A 16,836-nucleotide genomic window follows, 5' to 3' on the forward strand; every position below is an offset into this window, starting at 1 on the left:
TCGTGGCTCCGCCGAGGTGCGGCGGAGCCACGACCGGGCGGAGACTTACCAGCCCACCGCGACGAGCAGGTACTTCGGGTTGCCGGCGGAGACGAACGAGGACTGGTCGGCGTAGTCGTCGTACGGGAAGCCGTACGACAGCTTGTTGATGGCGTTGTCGTGCCAGAACTTCGAGTAGAAGTTCGCCGGGGCGGCCTGGTAGAACAGGCTGGGCGTGGACCACTGCGCCCGCGGCAGGTGCGCCACGTGCCGGTTGAGCGCCGAGCACATGGCCGGGTCGTTGGCCAGCACCCCCGCGCACCCGGTGATGTCCGAGGTGCTCGCCGTGACACCGACCGACGCGGCATACCCGCTCAGGTAGTTGGCGTACTGGCCGCCGGTCCGGAACGCCGGGTCGCTACCGGGCGTCGGGATCCGGTACGGGGCCTGCACCTGCCCGAGGTGCTTGAACTCGGCCGGCATGGCGTCGACGAACCGCTGGAACGTGACCGCCCGGTCCTCGGCGAACGTGGCCTGGTCCTCGCCGACCGCGACGTCGTAGCCGCTGTTGGAGACCAGCCGCATGGCGAGCTTGAGCCCGAACGCGTCCACGCGGGTGGTGTTGCCGTTGAACTGCGACGGCCCGACCGTGAACTCGATGAAGTCCCAGTACTGGCCGGTCGGCGAGCCGAGGTAGAAGTACATGCGCCCGGCGGTGTTGACCGGCATGTCGAAGTACGGCTGCTCGGCGATGGACCGGGCGACGCCGTTGTAGCTCCAGTAGACCTGGCTGTCCGGGTAGCGCCCGTTGGTCCGGTTGAGGATCTTGAGCATGACCACGTTCTGCGCGGGCGGGATGGTGCCGGTGTCGCCCCAGAAGCCGCCCGGGTTCGGTGAGGGCGAGCTGCTCGGCGGCACCGGGCTGGGGCTGGTCGCGCCGCTGCCGAGCCGCACCGCGAACTCCCACAGCGAGTAGCCGTAGGCGGTGTTGCGGGCGGTGCCGTTCATACGTACGTACCGGCCGGTGCCGTTGACGTTGAGCGTCTGGGTGCCGCCGGCGCCGGTCGTGGTCGAGTAGAGGTTCGTCCACGGGCCGGAGGTGGCGGCGGCCACCTGGATCTGGAACGCGCGCGCCGAGGCCGCCTCCCAGTTCAGCACCACCTGGCAGACCGGCTGGGCCGAGCCGAGGTCGACCTGGATCCACTGCGGATCACTGAACGCGCTCGACCAGCGGGTGCCGGTGTTGCCGTCGAACGCCGCGGCAGCGGACATGGCGGCGTTCTCCGCCGACGACGCGGTCGCGGGCCGGTTCAGCGCGGCGTTGGCCGTGCCGCAGCCGCCGGTGCCGCCGACGACGCCGTACACCCCGAGCTCCCACAGTGAATAGCCGTAGGCGGTGTTGCGGGCCGTGGCGTACAGGCGCAGGTAGCGGCCGGTGCCGGCGACGGCAAGGGTCTGCACGCCACCGGGGCCGGTGGTGGTGCTGTAGACCGTGGTCCAGGGCCCGGCGGCCGAACTCGCCAGCTGGATCTGGAAGGCGCGCGCCGAGGCCGCCTCCCAGTTGAGCACGACCTGGCTGACGGTGGCGGTGGCGCACAGGTCGACCTGGAGCCACTGCGGGTCGCTGAACGCGCTCGACCAGCGCGTGCCGGTGTTGCCGTCGAACGCCGCGCTCGCGGGCGTGCCCGCGTTCTCGGCGGACGAGGCGGACGCGCCGCAGTGGGGCGTGATCAGCGGGTCGGCGGCGTGCGCGCCGGACCCGGTGACGGTCACGAGGTAGCCGGCCAGCAGCACCACGAGCGCGGCTGCGACGGCGAGGAGAGGGGCGGGGGCGCGGTGGCGAGCCGCGGACCGCACGAGCGTTGGCATGAATACTCCCTGTTGGACGGACGGGATGCGCGGCGCGGAGGGGCTGTTTCCGCGACGCGATGGTGCAGAGAGCGCTCTCCCGCCGAGGTTCGTCCGCCCCGGCAGTTCTGTCAAGCCCGTCGATACCTGCCCACGAAGCGCTCATGGTCCCGGCATAAACCTCCCGGCTCGCGGGTTGGCCTGGACGGACACAAGCGAGGGAGACAACTCATGGTTCGCGAGCTGCGGCTGGTCGTCACGGCACCCGACTACGACCAGGCGCTGCGGTTCTACCGCGACGTGCTCGGCATGGACGAGCTGGGCGCGTTCACCTCCCCCGGCGGCCGGGTCACCATCCTGGACGCGGGGCGGGCGACGCTGGAGCTGGCCGACCCGCCGCACGCCGCATACATCGACGAGGTCGAGGTGGGCCGCCGCGTGGCCGGGCACATCAGGGTCGCGTTGCAGGTGGGCGACGCGGCCGAGGTCACCGCCACGCTGGTCGCGAACGGCGCCGAACTGATCGCGGAGCCGGTGCGCACGCCGTGGCACTCGCTCAACTCCCGCCTGCAGGGCCCGGCCGGGTTGCAGCTGACCATCTTCGAGGAGCTGGACCGGCTCGGTCAGGGATGAGCGTCGGCTGCCGGTCGCGTGGGCTGCGGTCCGGGTCGTGGCCTGCGCGTGGTGTGCGCAGTAAGGTCGGCGGGTGCAGCTGTCGGGGGTCGCCCGCGCGATACTGATCGCCCTCGGTGTGGTCTGGGCGCTCGTGGAAGCGCGCCAGTCACGGGTGGTGCGCGCCGACGCGAGCCGAGCCGATCGAGGCAGCCGTGCGGTGGTGGTGCTGGCCGTCGGAACCGGCTTCGTCGCGGCGACCGCGGTCGCGAAGTGGGTGCCGTCGACGGCGGTGCCGCATGGCGCGGTGCTCGGCGCGATCGGGCTCGGCCTGCTGGGGTTCGGCATCTTCCTGCGGATCTGGAGCATCCGGACGCTCGGCCGGTACTTCACCTTCACCGTGCAGACCAGCGGCGACCAGCCCGTGATCACCACCGGGCCCTACCGGTTCGTCCGGCACCCCGGCTACGCGGGGCTGCTGCTGATCAGCGTGGGTATCGGCTTGCAGCTCGCCAACTGGCTGGCAGCGGTTGTGGTGACGGTGGCGGCCGGCGGCGGTCTGCTCTACCGGATCACGGTCGAGGAGCGCGCACTGCTGCGCGACCTCGGGGCGGCCTATCGCCAGTACGCAAGCACCCGCAAGCGGCTGATCCCGTTCATCTGGTGACCGGCCCGCGGAGCCGGGAAGTCCGCATGTGGCTGCAGCGCGGCACGGCGGGAAATACCATCAAGCGAGGAGGACGTTTCCGGGCCGCCCGATCGCGGCACCGCCCGCCGCGGCCTCGGCCACCGAGACAGCTCGATCATATCGAGTTCGGCCGAGGGAACGAGGAGTCCGCAGATGTACCGAACACGCCGCCTGACGCTGGTCACGGCGATGGCCGCGGCTGTGCTCGCCACCACGCCCGCGGTCGCCGCAAACGCGTCGAGCCAACCGTCGCCGTCCTATGCGACAGCGCCGTGCCCGAAGCCGAACATCCCCGAGATCGGCCCCGCCGCCGACCTCGGGCCGGAGTTCACGTGCGGCTTCCTGACCGTGCCCGAGGACCGCAGCCGCCCCGACGGGCGCATGATCCGTGTCGCGGTCGCCCACGCCAAGGCGGCCTCGGCGACGCCGAAGCCGGACCCGATCGTCTTCCTGACGCACGGTCCGGGCGGAGTCGCCTTCCTGGACGCGGTGCGCGAGGTGGGCGCGGGCATGAACGCCGACCGGGACGTCTACTTCGTCGCCCAGCGCGGCAACTACCACTCCGACCCGCAGCTCACCTGCCCCGACTACGACGCGTTCGCCGACGGCACCGCGCTCGGCCTGAAGTTCGCGGCCCCGTCCACCGGTGTGCAGAACCTGGCCGCGGTCAAGGCGTGCCGCGACAAGCTCGCGGCCACCGGCGCCCACCTCGCGTCGTACAACACCGTGGAGAACGCGGCGGACATCGCCGACCTGCGCAGGGCGTTGGGCATCGAGCAGTGGAACGTCTACTCCGTGTCCTACGGCACGAACGTGGCCCAGATCCTGCTGCGCGACCACCCGGAAGGCATCCGCAGCATGGTGCTCGACTCGGTCTCGCCGATAAACCAGAACCTCTTCACCGAGGGCTGGCCGGCCGCCGCCGGCATGTACCAGGCGATCTTCGACGCCTGCGCGAAGCAGCCGGCGTGCGCCGCCGCCTACCCCCGGCTGAAGGAGGAGTTCACCGAGGCCGTCAACCGGCTCAACCAGACCCCGCTCGTGGTGTCCACGAAGGACGCCGCGGGCAGGCCGGTGGAGGTCAACATCGACGGGTACACCCTGGCCTGGCTGGTGACCGGCCAGAGCTACACGGGACCGACCGGGTTCGCGACGATACCCAGCATGATCCACACGGCGGCCAACGGCGACGGCCGCGAGGCCGCAGCCGCCCGGCTCGCCCGAGTCGCACCGTTCGGGCTGGCCGGATACGGCCTGGCCTTCGGGGCGTACTGCCGCGAGATGGCGTCGTGGACCGACCCGGAGCAGGTCGCCGCAGCGGGCAAGGCCGTGCTGCCGGGGTTCCCCGACGAGGTGCTCCGCCTGGTCATGGTGCCAGGCCGGATGTCCGCCGAATGTGCCGCCTGGGACGTCGGCAGCGCCACGCCGGCCGAGCGCACCCCGGTCGTCAGCGACGTGCCGGCCCTGCTCATGGGCGGCGCCATGGACGGGGTCACGCCCGCCCGGTGGGCGGACGTCGCGGCGAAGGGCCTGCGCAACTCCGAGACGATCGCCATCCCCGGGACCGGGCACGACGTGATCGCGCAGTCGCCCTGTGCGCGATCGATGATGAACGCGTTCTTCGACGACCCGACCCGGCCCGTCGACCGCGCCTGCCTGAGCGAAATCACCATTCCGCCGTTCAAGACGCCCTGACCGAGCCCGGCCCGCGCTGATCGCCGCCAGTCGATGACGGCACGGGAGCCGACAACCACGACATGTTAGATTCAGCGGGTGATCGAGAAGATCCACAGCGATGAGATCGCGTCCCTGCCGGTGCCGCTGTCGCACGCCACGCGCGCCGGCGACTACGTGTTCATCTCGGGCCAGGTGGCGATACGTCCCGACGGCAGCACGGTCACCGGCGACTTCGACGCCGAGGTCCGCACGGTCCTCGACAACCTCCGGGCGGTCTGCCGCGCCGCGGGCGGCGACCTCGGCGACGTGTGCAAGGTGAACGCCTTCCTGCTCGACGCCGCCCTGTTCGCGCCGTTCAACGCGATCTACCGTGAGTACTTCGGGGAGCCGCTGCCCGCCCGGTCGACGGTGCTGGCCGCGCTCGCCAATCCTGACCTGCGGGTCGAGGTCGAGGCGATCGCCTATCTCCCGCGTCGGTGACGCCGACCGACGGGCGACCCGGCGACACCCATAGCCGCCGCGACGAACAGCCGTTGCGGCGGCCTGCTTGATTCTCCACTGCCGGTCGCGCTCATACTGCATCAGCGGCGGAAGGACCCGGCATGAACCATCACCATCGAGTGCACCTCGGACGTAGCGGACTTCAGGTGACACGAATGGGGCTCAACCTGGCCGCAGTCGGTCGGCTGGCGCCGGGCCTGCCGGACCACGCGACCGCGGTCATCGACCGGGCCTGGCAACGCGGCCTGCGCCTGTTCGACACCGCCCCGCAGTACGGGGACGGCAGTGCCGAACGCCACACCGGCCAGGCACTCGCCACCCGACCTCGCGACGACTTCATCCTCACCACGAAGGTGGGCCAGCACGTCGCCACGGGTAGCGCCTACCTGTGGCTCGGCGAGACCGACACGTCCGGCGAAGACCTGCAGTCCGACTTCACCTACGACGGCGTCCACCGCAGCCTGGAGCAGAGCATGCGGCGCCTGGGCACCGACCGGCTCGACGTCGTGCACCTGCACGACCCGGTCCGCCGCGCCGACGAGGCACTGCGCGGCGGATACAAGGCACTCGTCCAGCTGCGCGCCGCCGGCACGGTCGGCGCCATCAGCGCCAGCACCGACCACGTCGGCCTGCTCGCCGAGTACGCCACGATCGGGCGGCGCGGCAACCAGCACGACCCGGGATTCGACTGCTTCCTCATCGCGGGCCGTTACACCCTGCTGGACCAGTCGGGCCTCGACCTGCTGCTACCCCGCTGTGCGGCCTGGGGCCTCGGCGTGATGGCGGCGGGTGCACTGCATCCCGGCCTGCTCACCGGAGCCACCGCCCCGAACCAGCCTGCCTATGTCAGGGCGAGAGCTGAGGCGATCCGGCGCGTTTGCGATCTGCACGGCGTCCCGGTGCGTGCGGCCGCGCTGCAGTTCCCGCTGGGACACCCCGCCGTGGCGACGGTGCTCGTCGGCGCGAGGTCGCCGCAGCAGCTCGACGACGACATCGCCATGTTCAACCATCCGATCCCGACCACGTTGTGGGCCGACCTGAAGCAGCGCAACCTCATCGAGCAGCGCGCACCGGTCCCCCGATGACGTCTTGATGTGCTCGGCCCCACCCAACGGGTCGTCTGGACGGTCCCCAGTGGCATGAGAACCATCACGATCGCCACCCGCGGCCTTGTCGCCGCTGTCCTGCTCGCCACGGCCGCCGGATGCGGCTCGGGCGGGACGCCGACGCCGCTCGATCCGACCGCGGCGGCCCGGCAGCGCGTGATCGACACCGCCGACCTCGACTGCCTGGACGACCGCGGCCCGGTAATCGCGATCACCGACGCCGAGCAGGACATGACGGCGGCGATCGAGGTCGGCACGGGCGACACCGCTGTCATGCTGCTGCACCAGGTCGACGGCACCGCCTGCCAGTGGTACGCGTTCGCGCTGATCCTGGCGCAGCGCGGCTACCGGGCCATCGCGCCGGACATCACCTCCCGCGACGCCGTCGACGTCGCCGGCGCCGGCATCGCGCACCTGCGGGCAGCAGGAGCCAAGCGCGTCTTCGTCATCGGCGCCTCCCGCGGCGGCACCATCGCCCTGGCGGCGGCAGCGGCCGCCAGCCCACCGGTCGACGGGGTGATCGCCCTGTCCGCCCCCACCGTCTACGACGCCGACGCGCTGACCGCGGTCAGGAAACTCGACGTGCCGACCATCCTGATCGCCGGCGATCTCGACGGCAGCTTCGCCGATCACGCCAAGGAGCTGCACGACCTGTCGATCGCCAAGCACAAGAAGCTGATCATCCGCTCCAGCGTGAGCCACGGCGTGACCCTGCTCACCGGGGACGTCGAAGACACCGTCATGGCGTTCCTGACCGACCCGGCGGCCACCGCCGACGCCCCGGATCCCGCGTAGCGGGTCGGACGGCGGCCGCGACCATGATGGCGTCGCGGCCGTCGCAGCCCCCGCTGCTCTGGCTCGCGTGCGTGGCTGCCTCCCTCGCTCCGTTCGTCGTGGTCTTCCGGGTGTTCTGATCATCTGACAGAACTGGACGAGACGACAGTCGGCCGAGTACCTTGCAGCTGACCGTGACACCACCTGAGGAGGTGAGACCCATGAACGCTGTATCGATGTGGGTGCTCCCCCTTCCCATCACGGCCAGGCGATTGACGTAGGTGTCGCCGGGAGCGCCTCGCTGACAAGGCACTCCCGAAAGGCAACACCCATGCACCCTCTGCCATTGCGCGCCGAGCCGTCGTCGACCGGCACGGCCGAGCGCGACTCCACCGGGGACGGGGCTCCCCTCACGTTCGACGTGATCATCGCCGGGTGCGGGCCGACCGGCGCGATGCTGGCCGCCGAACTGCGGCTGCACGACGTACGGGTACTCGTCCTGGAGAAGGAGACCGAGCCCGCATCGTTCGTCCGCATAGTCGGTCTGCACATTCGCAGTATCGAGCTGATGGCGATGCGCGGCCTGCTGGAGCGCATTCTCGAACGCGGAAGACGGCGTCCGGCAGGCGCCTATTTCGCCGCCATCGACAAACCCGCGCCCGAGAACCTGGATTCGGCGCACGCCTACCTGCTCGGCATCCCGCAGCCGGTCATCGTCCACCTGCTCGAAGCACATGCGATCACACTGGGTGCGCAGGTCCGGCACGGCTGCGCGGTGGCCGGTCTCCAGCAGGACGACGACGGTGTGACCGTCGTGCTGTCCGACGGGCAACAGCTGCGGGCGAGCTATCTCGTCGGCTGTGACGGCGGGCGCAGTACGGTGCGCAAGCTGCTCGGCGTCGGCTTCCCCGGCGAGCCCTCGCGGACCGAGACGCTGATGGGCGAGATGAGAGCGGATGCGCCGCCGGAGGAGATCGCGGCCAAGGTCGCCGAGATTCGCCAGACCCACCCGACATTCACCTTCGCACCATTCGGCGAGGAGGTCTATCGCGTCATGATGCCCGCGACGGGGGTCGGCGACCGCGCGGAACCGCCGACACTCGATGACTTCCAGCAGCAGTTGCGCACCATCGCCGGCACCGACTTCGGTGTGCACTCCCCACGCTGGTTGTCCCGCTTCGGCGACGCCACCCGGCTGGCCGAACGTTATCGGGTCGGGCGGGTGCTGCTGGCCGGCGACGCGGCACACATCCATCCGCCCGCCGGTGGGCAGGGTCTCAACCTCGGTGTTCAGGACGCGTTCAACCTCGGCTGGAAACTGGCCGCGCAGATCCGTGGCTGGGCTCCGGACACACTGCTGGACACCTACCAGGCAGAACGTCATCCGGTCGCCGCGGACGTGCTGGACAACACCCGCGCCCAGGTGCAGCTGTCATCCGCCGAACCGGGCCCGCAGGCCGTGCGCAGGCTGCTCGCCGAACTGATGGACTTCGACGAGGTGAACCGCCACCTGATCGAGAAGATCACCGCGATCGGCATCCGCTACGACTTCGGCACAGGCCCCGACCTGCTCGGCCGCCGCCTGCGCGACATCGACGTGAAACAGGGCCGCCTCTACGGTCTGCTGCATCGTGGCCGAGGCCTGCTGCTGGACCGCACCGAACGCCTGACCGCCGGCGGCTGGTCCGACCGGGTGGACTACCTCGGGGATCCCACCGCGGCGCTGGATGTTCCGTGCGTGCTGCTACGTCCCGACGGCCATGTCGCCTGGATCGGCGACGACCAGCAGGAACTGGACGACCACCTTGCCCGCTGGTTCGGCAAGCCCGCCGACGGCGAGTCACGTGCGCGAACGGGCCTCTTCGGCACCGTACCGAAGCGACCGTAGCCCGCCCGTGGGGCCGATCTCATGATCGGGACCGGCCCCACGCAGCGCGTCTTCGCCATGCCCAGCCGCCGCGGCTGGGCCGAATGGAGGCAGGCGCGGTCAGGCGCGGGTGATCCGCACCGCATCGGCGATCACGTAGCCGGTGCCCGCGGTCCACCGGCTGACGCCGACGACGTTGGCATCACCCGCGGCCAGCGGGAACACGCCGAGGGAGACCCACTGGCCACCGTTGACGCGCTGGTTCACCCGGACCGTCTGGTTTCCGCCGGTGGTGGCCACGATGTACGGCGTCGAGTCGTTGTAGCCGGCATTGGCCGGATACCACACGGACACCTCGTAGTCCGCGGCCTGCGGAATGTTCACTTTGTACCAGGCGGAGTCGCTGGCCAGCACCGGATCCGCGAACCGGTAGTCGGCGCCGTACCGCTGCCCCGAGTAGGTCGAGGTGCCCCAGTTGGCGCTCGCCGAGAACCGGCCCGCGGTCGTGTTGTCCACGATCGCGCTCCACGCCTGCGCCGTGGAGACGAACCCGATGCCGTTGGGCACCGGGCGCTGCGCGCCGTCGGACGGGGTGTTGCGCACCGACACCGACGTGGCGCCGGGCATGCGCGCCACCAGGGTGCTCGAACCGCCGCCGTCGAGGTTGATCGCGTCGTCGGCGCCCAGGGACTTCATGTAGTTCGCCAGCTCCACATACGTCATGCCGACGCTCGCGGTGGTGCGGCCGTCCACGACCACCAGCCACATCTTCAGCCCGTCGGCGGAGAAGCCGACCGCGGTCCGGGGGTTCTTGGGGTGCGCGACCGCGGTGACCGCACCGTCCTTGACCAGCACGAGGTTCCCACCGATCGCGACCTGCGCGCCGTCGCCGCCGCGAGGGGCGTGGCCCACCGCGACGGAGTCGCCGACCACGAGACCGGCCAGGGCGTCGGCGCCGGTGTTCACGCCGAGCACGGCGACGGTTCCGTTGGCCACCTTGCCACCCGGGGCGGTGCTCACCTTGGTCACCCTGCCCGCGGTGACCTCGATCTCGCGGGAGCGGGTCGCTCCGTCGAGGACCTGGCTGCGCGGTTGGTCACCCCACAGCGGGTTGTAGACGCCGATGCCGTTCGCCGCGATGTTCGGCGAGTTGAGATTCGTGGCCGTGAGCCTGGCACCGCCGGGCAGCGTGACCGTCGCGTCGAGGAAGATCTCGGCCAGGCCGCCGCGGGTGCCGCCCCCGGCGGGATAGAGCGCTGCCACGGCGTTCCAGCCCGAAGCCGGGCCGTTGACGAGTGTGCCGTTGTCGAGGCCGATGCCGCGCGGCGCTCCGGTCGCGCCGATGTCGAAGAAGTCGCCGTTGACCGCGGCTATCGCCCCGACGCGGTTGGCCTGCGTGGTCAGGGCGGCCGTCGCACCGACGGTGCCGGGGTTGAGGTATCGGGGTTTGAGCGTCGGTTCGGCGAGGTCGGCGGTCAGGATGTTGACCTGGTTCGGACCGCTGATCGAGGTGCTCGTCAGGGTCAGGCCGGGCGCGAGGGAGGTGACGGCGAGGGTTCCGGCGCCTGTCGCCGAGGCGATGGTGTACGCGCTGGTCGCAGGAGGTCGGGCGGCGGTGGCGAGGGCGGGGGTGGGCAGCGCACCGGCACCGGTGAGGGTGAGCAGTGCGGAGAGCAGGACGGCAACGGCTGGTCGGCGCATGACGTCTCCCGGTCGGAGGGGTCGAGATGGCGGGCATCGTGCGACAGCAGAGATCTCGCGCCTGGGTGCCCCTGGCGGATCGACCGAAGCTATTCAACCAAAATAGATCCGCGATAGAAAGATATCTACCTCGATCGCCATCGCACGTTCCCGTCCCTGCGTCCAGGCGGCCCACCGACTACCGTCAAGGCGGCACCGAGGTCACCGTCACCCGGACACCGGCCGTTGGCGCACGGTGTGACAGGTTGGCATCGGTCCGATTCGCGGGACAGCGGAGGTTCACATGTCCGGATCAGTGTCGATGCTCTACATGGCGATGTCGCTCGACGGGTACATCGCGGGTCCGCATGACGGGCCGGACAACCCCGGAGGTGACGGCTTCATGCGGCTGCATGACTGGTTCGTCGACGCGAACGGGGAGTTCGTCCGTCCCGCCGGCCCGGGCGGGGAACTGTTCGACGAGTTGGCGACGTTCGGCGCAGTGCTGGCGGGCCGGCGCACCGTGGAACAGGTCGACCACTGGGGCGGCGATCATCACGGGGTCCCCATCTTCGTGCCCAGCCATCGGCCTCCCGGCCCGTCGGTCGCCAACTATCCCCTGGTCACGTATGTAGCTGATGGGGTCGCCAGCGCGATGGCACAGGCGAAGGCCGCCGCGGGCGACCGCTTCGTGCTGGTGCACGGCGCCTACACCGCCCAGCGGGCGCTGGAGGCCGGAGTGCTGGACGAGTTGCAGATCAGCCAGATACCGGTGCTGTTCGGTGGCGGCCGCCGCCTGTTCGACCTGCTGCCCTCGCGCATCGAGCTGGAGATCGTCCGGGTCGTCGACACGCCCCAGGCAACACATATCCGCTACCGCGTCCGGCGCTGATTCGCGCAGCATGACGGCGGTTTCGCTGAGACCGGCACGGCAGGCACCACCGTCGGGAACATGGCGTCACCCGCTGCGATGCCCGCGGGGCGGCAGGCCGAGCAAGCCGGCCATCGGATCAGTGTCGGGCAGCGACCTGGGCGACGAGGAACTTCGGGGCCATCTCGCAGTAGCTGTCGGTGATCAGTTCGGCGATCTCGGTCCAGTCGGTGTGGTCACCGAGGACGGCAGCGGCGACGTTGTGGCCCCAGGGGGCGCGGAAGAACGGGAAGCCGCTGGTAGTCAGGCTGATCAGGTCGGCGACGGGTGCGCGGAACGTCATCACGGTGGGCGCCTCGCCGGCGATCAGCTGCTGGGCGTAGACCGGGAAACGTTCCGGGTCCGGCGTGTAGACGTGCGCGACGGTCCGCGCGCGGATCCGCCAGCGGACGCCGATCCAGGCCGGTTCCTCGTACATGTCGGGCAACCGTCGGCAGATCTCACGCAGCCGGTCCAGGATCTCGGGTGGTACGTCGCCAGGGCCGGACATGGGCCGACAGTAACCGTTGCCGGTGACACTTCGCGCGCCGGGCGCTCACCCTCCGGCGGCCGGACGGCCGGTGATCCAGACGACGGTACGGCACCCCCTGCGTCCGGATCGCTGTCGGACGGGTCGTGCATAGTGCCGTCCATGTTCGACGGGCTGCACGACATCGACTGGTCGGCGATGCACCATGCGTACGGTACGGCGGAGGAGGTGCCGGGGCTGCTCGCGGCGCTGCGCTCCGCGGACGCCGGGACGCGGCAGGCTGCCCTGCTCGACTTCTACAACCGGGTCCACCACCAGGGCGACGTCTACCCCTGCACGACGGCGAGCCTGCCGTTCCTGTTCGCCCTGGCCGGCGACCCCGGCGCACCGGACCGGGCCGCGGTCGTCGAACTTCTGGTCAGCATCGGCACGTCGGCCCTCGCATACGGTCGCCATTACGAGGCTGGCGACGGCGCCGGTGGCTACCCCGGGGCGGCGAAGGAGATGCGAGAGCACGCGGACGACTTCGTCGAGTTCGCGTCGGACGACGACCCGCAGGTGCGGTGGGCCGCGATCCCGGGGCTGGGGCTGTTCCTCGAGGACCGGGATCGGGCGCTGGCAGTGCTGCGCGAGCGCCTGTCCGCGGCCGCGGACGACGGGGAGCGGCTACTGGTGGTGACGGCCGCGGCGACGCTCGCGCTACGGCTGCCCGCCTCGTCGCCCGAGGTGACCGCGTGGCTCGGCACTCTGGCTGCCGCAGCGGACGAGCACCCGGTGACCAGGCTCGCCGCCATGATCCAGCGTGCCCGCTGCGCCCCGGACCAGATCGGTGACGACCTGGTCACGACGGTGATCGGTCAGCTGCGCCGGCTGGCGTACCACCCGGCGCCACGTGCGGTGCCCGAGCCTCCGACCCCGCAGTCCGCCGAGGGGATGCCGCCGCAGGTCGTCGCGGCCTTCGCGGAACTTGACCGCAGCCAGCGGGTGAGCACACCCACCACCGAACTGTTGCGCACCTTCCACGAGGTGCTCGGAGCACGAGTGCCGCAGCGTACTGCGCTGCTGGCCGAGCACCTGCGCAGTGGCAGTCCCGGTGCGCGCCTGGACGCGCTGCGGATGAGCGGGGACCTCATGCGCGACTGGCGCGGCGACCACACCTCGCTGCTCAGGATCGTGGCCAAGCAGCTCGACCCGGCCGACGACGAGCTCGCGGCCCAGGCTGCGGAGATCCTCGAAAGCTGCCACCCGATCGCGAGCTCGGCCAGACACGACCTCGCCGCCTACGTCGGCGCACAACGCGCCGAGCACGGCTCCCAGGTGTGGGCGTCGCCGCAGCCAGGGCTGCGCCGGTCCCACCAGACCGCGGTCCAGGCGCTGGCTCGCCTCGGCGACGAGCGAGCCGTGCCCGGCATCCTGGCTGCGCTGGACAGCGGCGTCGACGCGTGGCGGGCGGTGCAGGTCGCCGGGCATCTGCCGATGGCGGCGGAACAGCTCGTGCCACGACTGTGCGATCACCTGCGCCGCATCGACCTCACCCAGGAGTGGACCCGGATGAGCGTCGGCTCACTGCTGTCGGCCCTGGTCACGCTGGGGAATCCGGCGGCGATCCCGCTGATCGTCGACACCCTCGGCGTGTCGGTACACGGGGCACAGCAGCAGAACACCTCATCGGCGCTGAACGCGCTGGCGGCGTTCGGCCCGGCCGCGGAGCCGGCGCTGGAGCTCATCCGGCCGCTGACAGCAGACCCCGACCCGCACGTACGGCGCTCCGCCGTCGGCGCGCTGTGGGCCGTCGACGGCGACCGCGAGGCCGTCTTTCCCCTGGTGCGCGAATTGCTCGACGAGAGCATCACCTTCCTGATCTCGACAGCCGCCGGCGTGCTCGGCCAGGTAGGTCCGCAGGCCACAGCCGCGCTGCCCCGCCTGCGCGAGCTGCTGTCGCACTCGTACGAGTGGGTCCAAGTGCCCTGCGCCGCCGCGATCTGGGAGATCGGTGGACCGGCGGAGGCTCCGCCGGTGCTGGACACTCTGCTGCGGGCCTGGGCCAGGAATCCCGCGACCGGCAACGACGTGGTGGCCTGCCTGGGGCGGATGGGTCACGCGGCAGCACCGGCCCTGCCTCAGCTGCGAGAGCAGCTGGACCTGCCTGAACGAGGCGGCCGGTTTGCGAGCATCGACAACGACGAGAAGCTGCAACGGGACTGCCGCGCCATCCTGGCCCGGTTCGCCGAAGCCGGCGCACCGCACTGACGGTCCACCTCGTCCGGACTACCCGGCCACCGACCTGCCCCACACCACCTGGTACGCCGACCTGCTCACCGCCGCCGCGGCCGTCCAGTAGCCCGGCACCGCCACAAGCCGAGGGGGAGCCGGAGCCGTGCGGCTCCGGTTCCCCCTCGGCGGCCCCCACCCGCGAGTTCGTGCAGCGCCTGGGCAACCCCCTCAACACTGCCCAGACGCCGCAGGTCGCTCACGGGGGATCAGTTGCAGGCGTAGAACCACCAGCCCTCGCCGTTGAACACCGGATAGTGCCCGCGGCGCATGACCGCGTCCGCGGTGATCGGCCCGTACTCGCCGTCCGCGCTGACACCGAGGTTGATCTGCATGAGCCGGACGCCTTCCTTGGTGATCGGCCCGAAACTCCCGTCGCGTGCCACCTTGCGGCCGTCGGGAAGGGTCCACAGGTCGTTGCAGGCGAGCAGGTACTGCAAGACCTTGACGCCGTCGCCCGTGTTGCCCTGCTTCAGATTGCACGGCAGGTAGGCGGGCCACCGGTCGTTGACCCGGACGCCGTCCAGGTCGTAGTAGCCCTTGTAGTACGTGGTGCACACGTTCGCCGCGGACGCCGGTGAGGCGACCCCGAGCACCCCGATGCCGGTCGTGGCCATGACGAGAACCAGGGCCATCCGGAACGTCTTCCGCACACCAGGACGGACGGCCGCCCGGTCTGCCTGGATCGTGTCGCGGACCCGCTGACGGTGCGCCACCGCGAGCCAGCGCCCGACTCTGGACTTGAGCATGGGCCTCACTCCTCACTCGGTTCGCCGCCCGCCTGTCGTGGCAGCCGGCACCGTCAGCGTGCCGCCGCGACACGGTGCGCCAGTCCGTCACCGACCCGGTCCGGACCGCTCGGACGCCGGCGGTGGTCACGGGTGTGCGGCGGGTCCGGAGACCGGACCGGACCGGACGGCGTGGCTGCGTGGTGAGGCACGTCAGCCGATGTCCCAGCCGTCGCCGTCGTGGTGGCATACCCAGGCCCTGGCCGGCGGTTGGCTCCGCCGGCCAGGGCCGCCCCGTGGCGGAGCGCCGGGCCGTCTGTGTTGCTCAGCTGCAGGCGGCGCCGTTGAGGGAGAACCCGGTGGGCGCGGAACTGTTGCCGGTGTGGGTCGCCTGGAACCCGATGGTGGTGGATCCGCCCGGCGGGATCGCGGCGTTGTAGTTGACGTTGGTCGCGGTCACCTGGCCGCTGCTCGGTGAGTAGGTGGCGCTCCAGCCGGAGGTGATGGTCTGGCCACTGGCGAGGGTGAATCGCAGCGACCAGCCGTTGACGGCGGTCGAGCCGGTGTTGGTGATGGTGATGTTGTCGGTCAGGCCGTTGTTCCACGGGTTGAGCGCATTGGTCACCCGGCAGCTTCCGCTGCCCCCGCCAGGCGACGTGGAGGGGCTCGGCCGCGGGCTCGCGCTGGCCGACGGGCTCGGGCTGGCCGGCGGGTTACCACCCTCGCTGACGGTGATGTTGGAGCTCCCGCTGCTCTGGTAGCCCTCGGTCGCCATGATCTGGTAGTTGTGGGTGCCCAGGGTGAGGCCGAGCCTCGTCCACGCGTTGAAGTGGTTGGCGGTGGTGATGGTGCCGCTGGTCCGGTGCTGCTGGCGGACGCTCCAGTACTGGTAGAACGTGGCGGTGCCGATGATCGACGGCTGGTTGACGCGCTGGGTGCGGTAGATGTCGTAGGTGGCGCCGTCGGTGGTGACCGAACCCAGCCGGGTCGTGCCCGTGCTCGGGTTGTAGCTGCCGAAGTCCTCGACGACGTAGTACTCGATGAGCGGGTTGGTGGTCCACCCGTACAGCGCCAGGTAGCCGTTGCCGTTGGGGCTGAAGCTCCCCGAGTAGTTCACCGTGTGGCTGGAGCCGGGGTTCCAGCCCTTGCCGACGACGGTGTTGTTCATGTTGCTCCACTGGACGCTGTACTGGCCGCCGGCGCCCAGGTTCATGGTGACGTTGCCGTTGTCCTTCCAGTACGAGTAGAAGAAGCCGTTGTGATAGCCGGTGGAGTTCGAGGTGATGGTCCGGTCGGCCTCGGCGTGGGCGGTGCCGGACAGCACCGTCGACGCGGCGGCGGCCAGCGCGATGGCGCACAGGGCGCCGATGAGCGGCTTGACCAGGTTGCGCCTGCGGAGCCGGGGGTGGGAGGGGTGATCGTTCACGCGAGTGCATCCTTTACAAAGGGCAGCCAGCGGGCAGGGCTGCGGGACTCGACTCGATGCCGTCGCGGGCCGCCGGGGCGAACGGCCGTCACGCGGCAGCCGGCCATGCCGGGGACATGTTGGCGTGGTCCGGCCGACCGCCGGGTGCCAGATCGTGGCCACGGCTGACGACCGCCGGTCGTCGACGTTCATCGATGACGGCAGTATTGGACCGTCCGACCGGAACTGTCAACAACTTCCGGAAGTTCTGCGGCAATCCGGCACGACCGCAACTCCACA

General features: G+C 70.7%; 14 protein-coding genes. 9 read left to right on the forward strand and 5 right to left on the reverse strand.

What is annotated here, in order from left to right; translation table 11 throughout:
* Positions 1-45: 45 nt before the first annotated feature.
* Positions 46-1,848 (reverse strand): galactose-binding domain-containing protein, encoded by a 1,803-nt coding sequence (locus HAV39_RS06990; RefSeq protein WP_191838344.1) that lies wholly within the window; start codon positions 1,846-1,848, stop codon positions 46-48.
* Positions 1,849-2,058: 210 nt separating this feature from the next.
* Here HAV39_RS06990 and HAV39_RS06995 point away from each other — a divergent pair, with 210 nt between their 5' ends.
* From HAV39_RS06995 to rox, 7 genes are all read left to right on the forward strand, one after another.
* Entirely contained in the window at positions 2,059-2,460 is a 402-nt protein-coding gene (locus HAV39_RS06995; protein WP_191838345.1) for a VOC family protein, read from the forward strand.
* Positions 2,461-2,533: 73 nt separating this feature from the next.
* Positions 2,534-3,106 carry a methyltransferase family protein gene (locus tag HAV39_RS07000; RefSeq protein WP_191838346.1) on the forward strand — a complete coding sequence of 191 codons (573 nt, stop codon included), beginning with the start codon at positions 2,534-2,536 and terminating at the stop codon, positions 3,104-3,106.
* Between the two features lie 174 nt (positions 3,107-3,280).
* Complete coding sequence (locus HAV39_RS07005) at positions 3,281-4,822, forward strand: alpha/beta hydrolase (RefSeq protein ID WP_191838347.1); 1,542 nt, start codon at positions 3,281-3,283, stop codon at positions 4,820-4,822.
* A gap of 78 nt (positions 4,823-4,900) precedes the next feature.
* Entirely contained in the window at positions 4,901-5,284 is a 384-nt protein-coding gene (locus tag HAV39_RS07010; RefSeq protein WP_203736634.1) for a RidA family protein, read from the forward strand.
* 176 nt (positions 5,285-5,460) lie between these two features.
* On the forward strand, positions 5,461-6,390 hold the full coding sequence (locus tag HAV39_RS07015; RefSeq protein ID WP_203736633.1) for an aldo/keto reductase: 930 nt from the start codon (positions 5,461-5,463) through the stop codon (positions 6,388-6,390).
* Between the two features lie 54 nt (positions 6,391-6,444).
* Positions 6,445-7,206, forward strand: coding sequence for an alpha/beta hydrolase (locus tag HAV39_RS07020; protein ID WP_191838349.1), 762 nt, complete (start codon positions 6,445-6,447; stop codon positions 7,204-7,206).
* Between the two features lie 310 nt (positions 7,207-7,516).
* Positions 7,517-9,073 (forward strand): rifampin monooxygenase, encoded by a 1,557-nt coding sequence (gene rox / locus HAV39_RS07025; RefSeq protein WP_191838350.1) that lies wholly within the window; start codon positions 7,517-7,519, stop codon positions 9,071-9,073.
* Between the two features lie 99 nt (positions 9,074-9,172).
* Here rox and HAV39_RS07030 read toward each other — a convergent pair whose 3' ends face one another.
* Positions 9,173-10,753: a golvesin C-terminal-like domain-containing protein gene (locus HAV39_RS07030; RefSeq protein ID WP_191838351.1), complete on the reverse strand. Its 1,581-nt coding sequence runs from the start codon at positions 10,751-10,753 to the stop codon at positions 9,173-9,175.
* Between the two features lie 283 nt (positions 10,754-11,036).
* Here HAV39_RS07030 and HAV39_RS07035 point away from each other — a divergent pair, with 283 nt between their 5' ends.
* Positions 11,037-11,624, forward strand: coding sequence for a dihydrofolate reductase family protein (locus tag HAV39_RS07035; protein ID WP_239120913.1), 588 nt, complete (start codon positions 11,037-11,039; stop codon positions 11,622-11,624).
* A 118-nt stretch (positions 11,625-11,742) separates the two neighbouring features.
* On the opposite strand, the gene HAV39_RS07040 is transcribed toward HAV39_RS07035, so the two are convergent.
* A complete protein-coding gene (locus HAV39_RS07040) occupies positions 11,743-12,153 on the reverse strand; it encodes an MmcQ/YjbR family DNA-binding protein (RefSeq protein WP_191838352.1) in 411 nt (136 codons plus the stop codon).
* A gap of 141 nt (positions 12,154-12,294) precedes the next feature.
* On the opposite strand from HAV39_RS07040, the gene HAV39_RS07045 reads away from it, so the two are divergent.
* Complete coding sequence (locus tag HAV39_RS07045) at positions 12,295-14,382, forward strand: HEAT repeat domain-containing protein (RefSeq protein WP_191838353.1); 2,088 nt, start codon at positions 12,295-12,297, stop codon at positions 14,380-14,382.
* Between the two features lie 230 nt (positions 14,383-14,612).
* Here the strand turns inward: HAV39_RS07045 and HAV39_RS07050 are convergent, their stop codons facing one another.
* Complete coding sequence (locus tag HAV39_RS07050; protein ID WP_191838354.1) at positions 14,613-15,152, reverse strand: peptidoglycan-binding domain-containing protein; 540 nt, start codon at positions 15,150-15,152, stop codon at positions 14,613-14,615.
* 304 nt (positions 15,153-15,456) lie between these two features.
* Positions 15,457-16,557, reverse strand: a complete 1,101-nt coding sequence (locus HAV39_RS07055) for a glycoside hydrolase family 11 protein (RefSeq protein WP_191838355.1) — start codon at positions 16,555-16,557, stop codon at positions 15,457-15,459.
* Between the last annotated feature and the right edge of the window lie 279 nt (positions 16,558-16,836).

This window comes from Catellatospora chokoriensis, from assembly GCF_011297315.1.
Classification (GTDB): Bacteria; Actinomycetota; Actinomycetes; order Mycobacteriales; family Micromonosporaceae; genus Catellatospora; species Catellatospora citrea.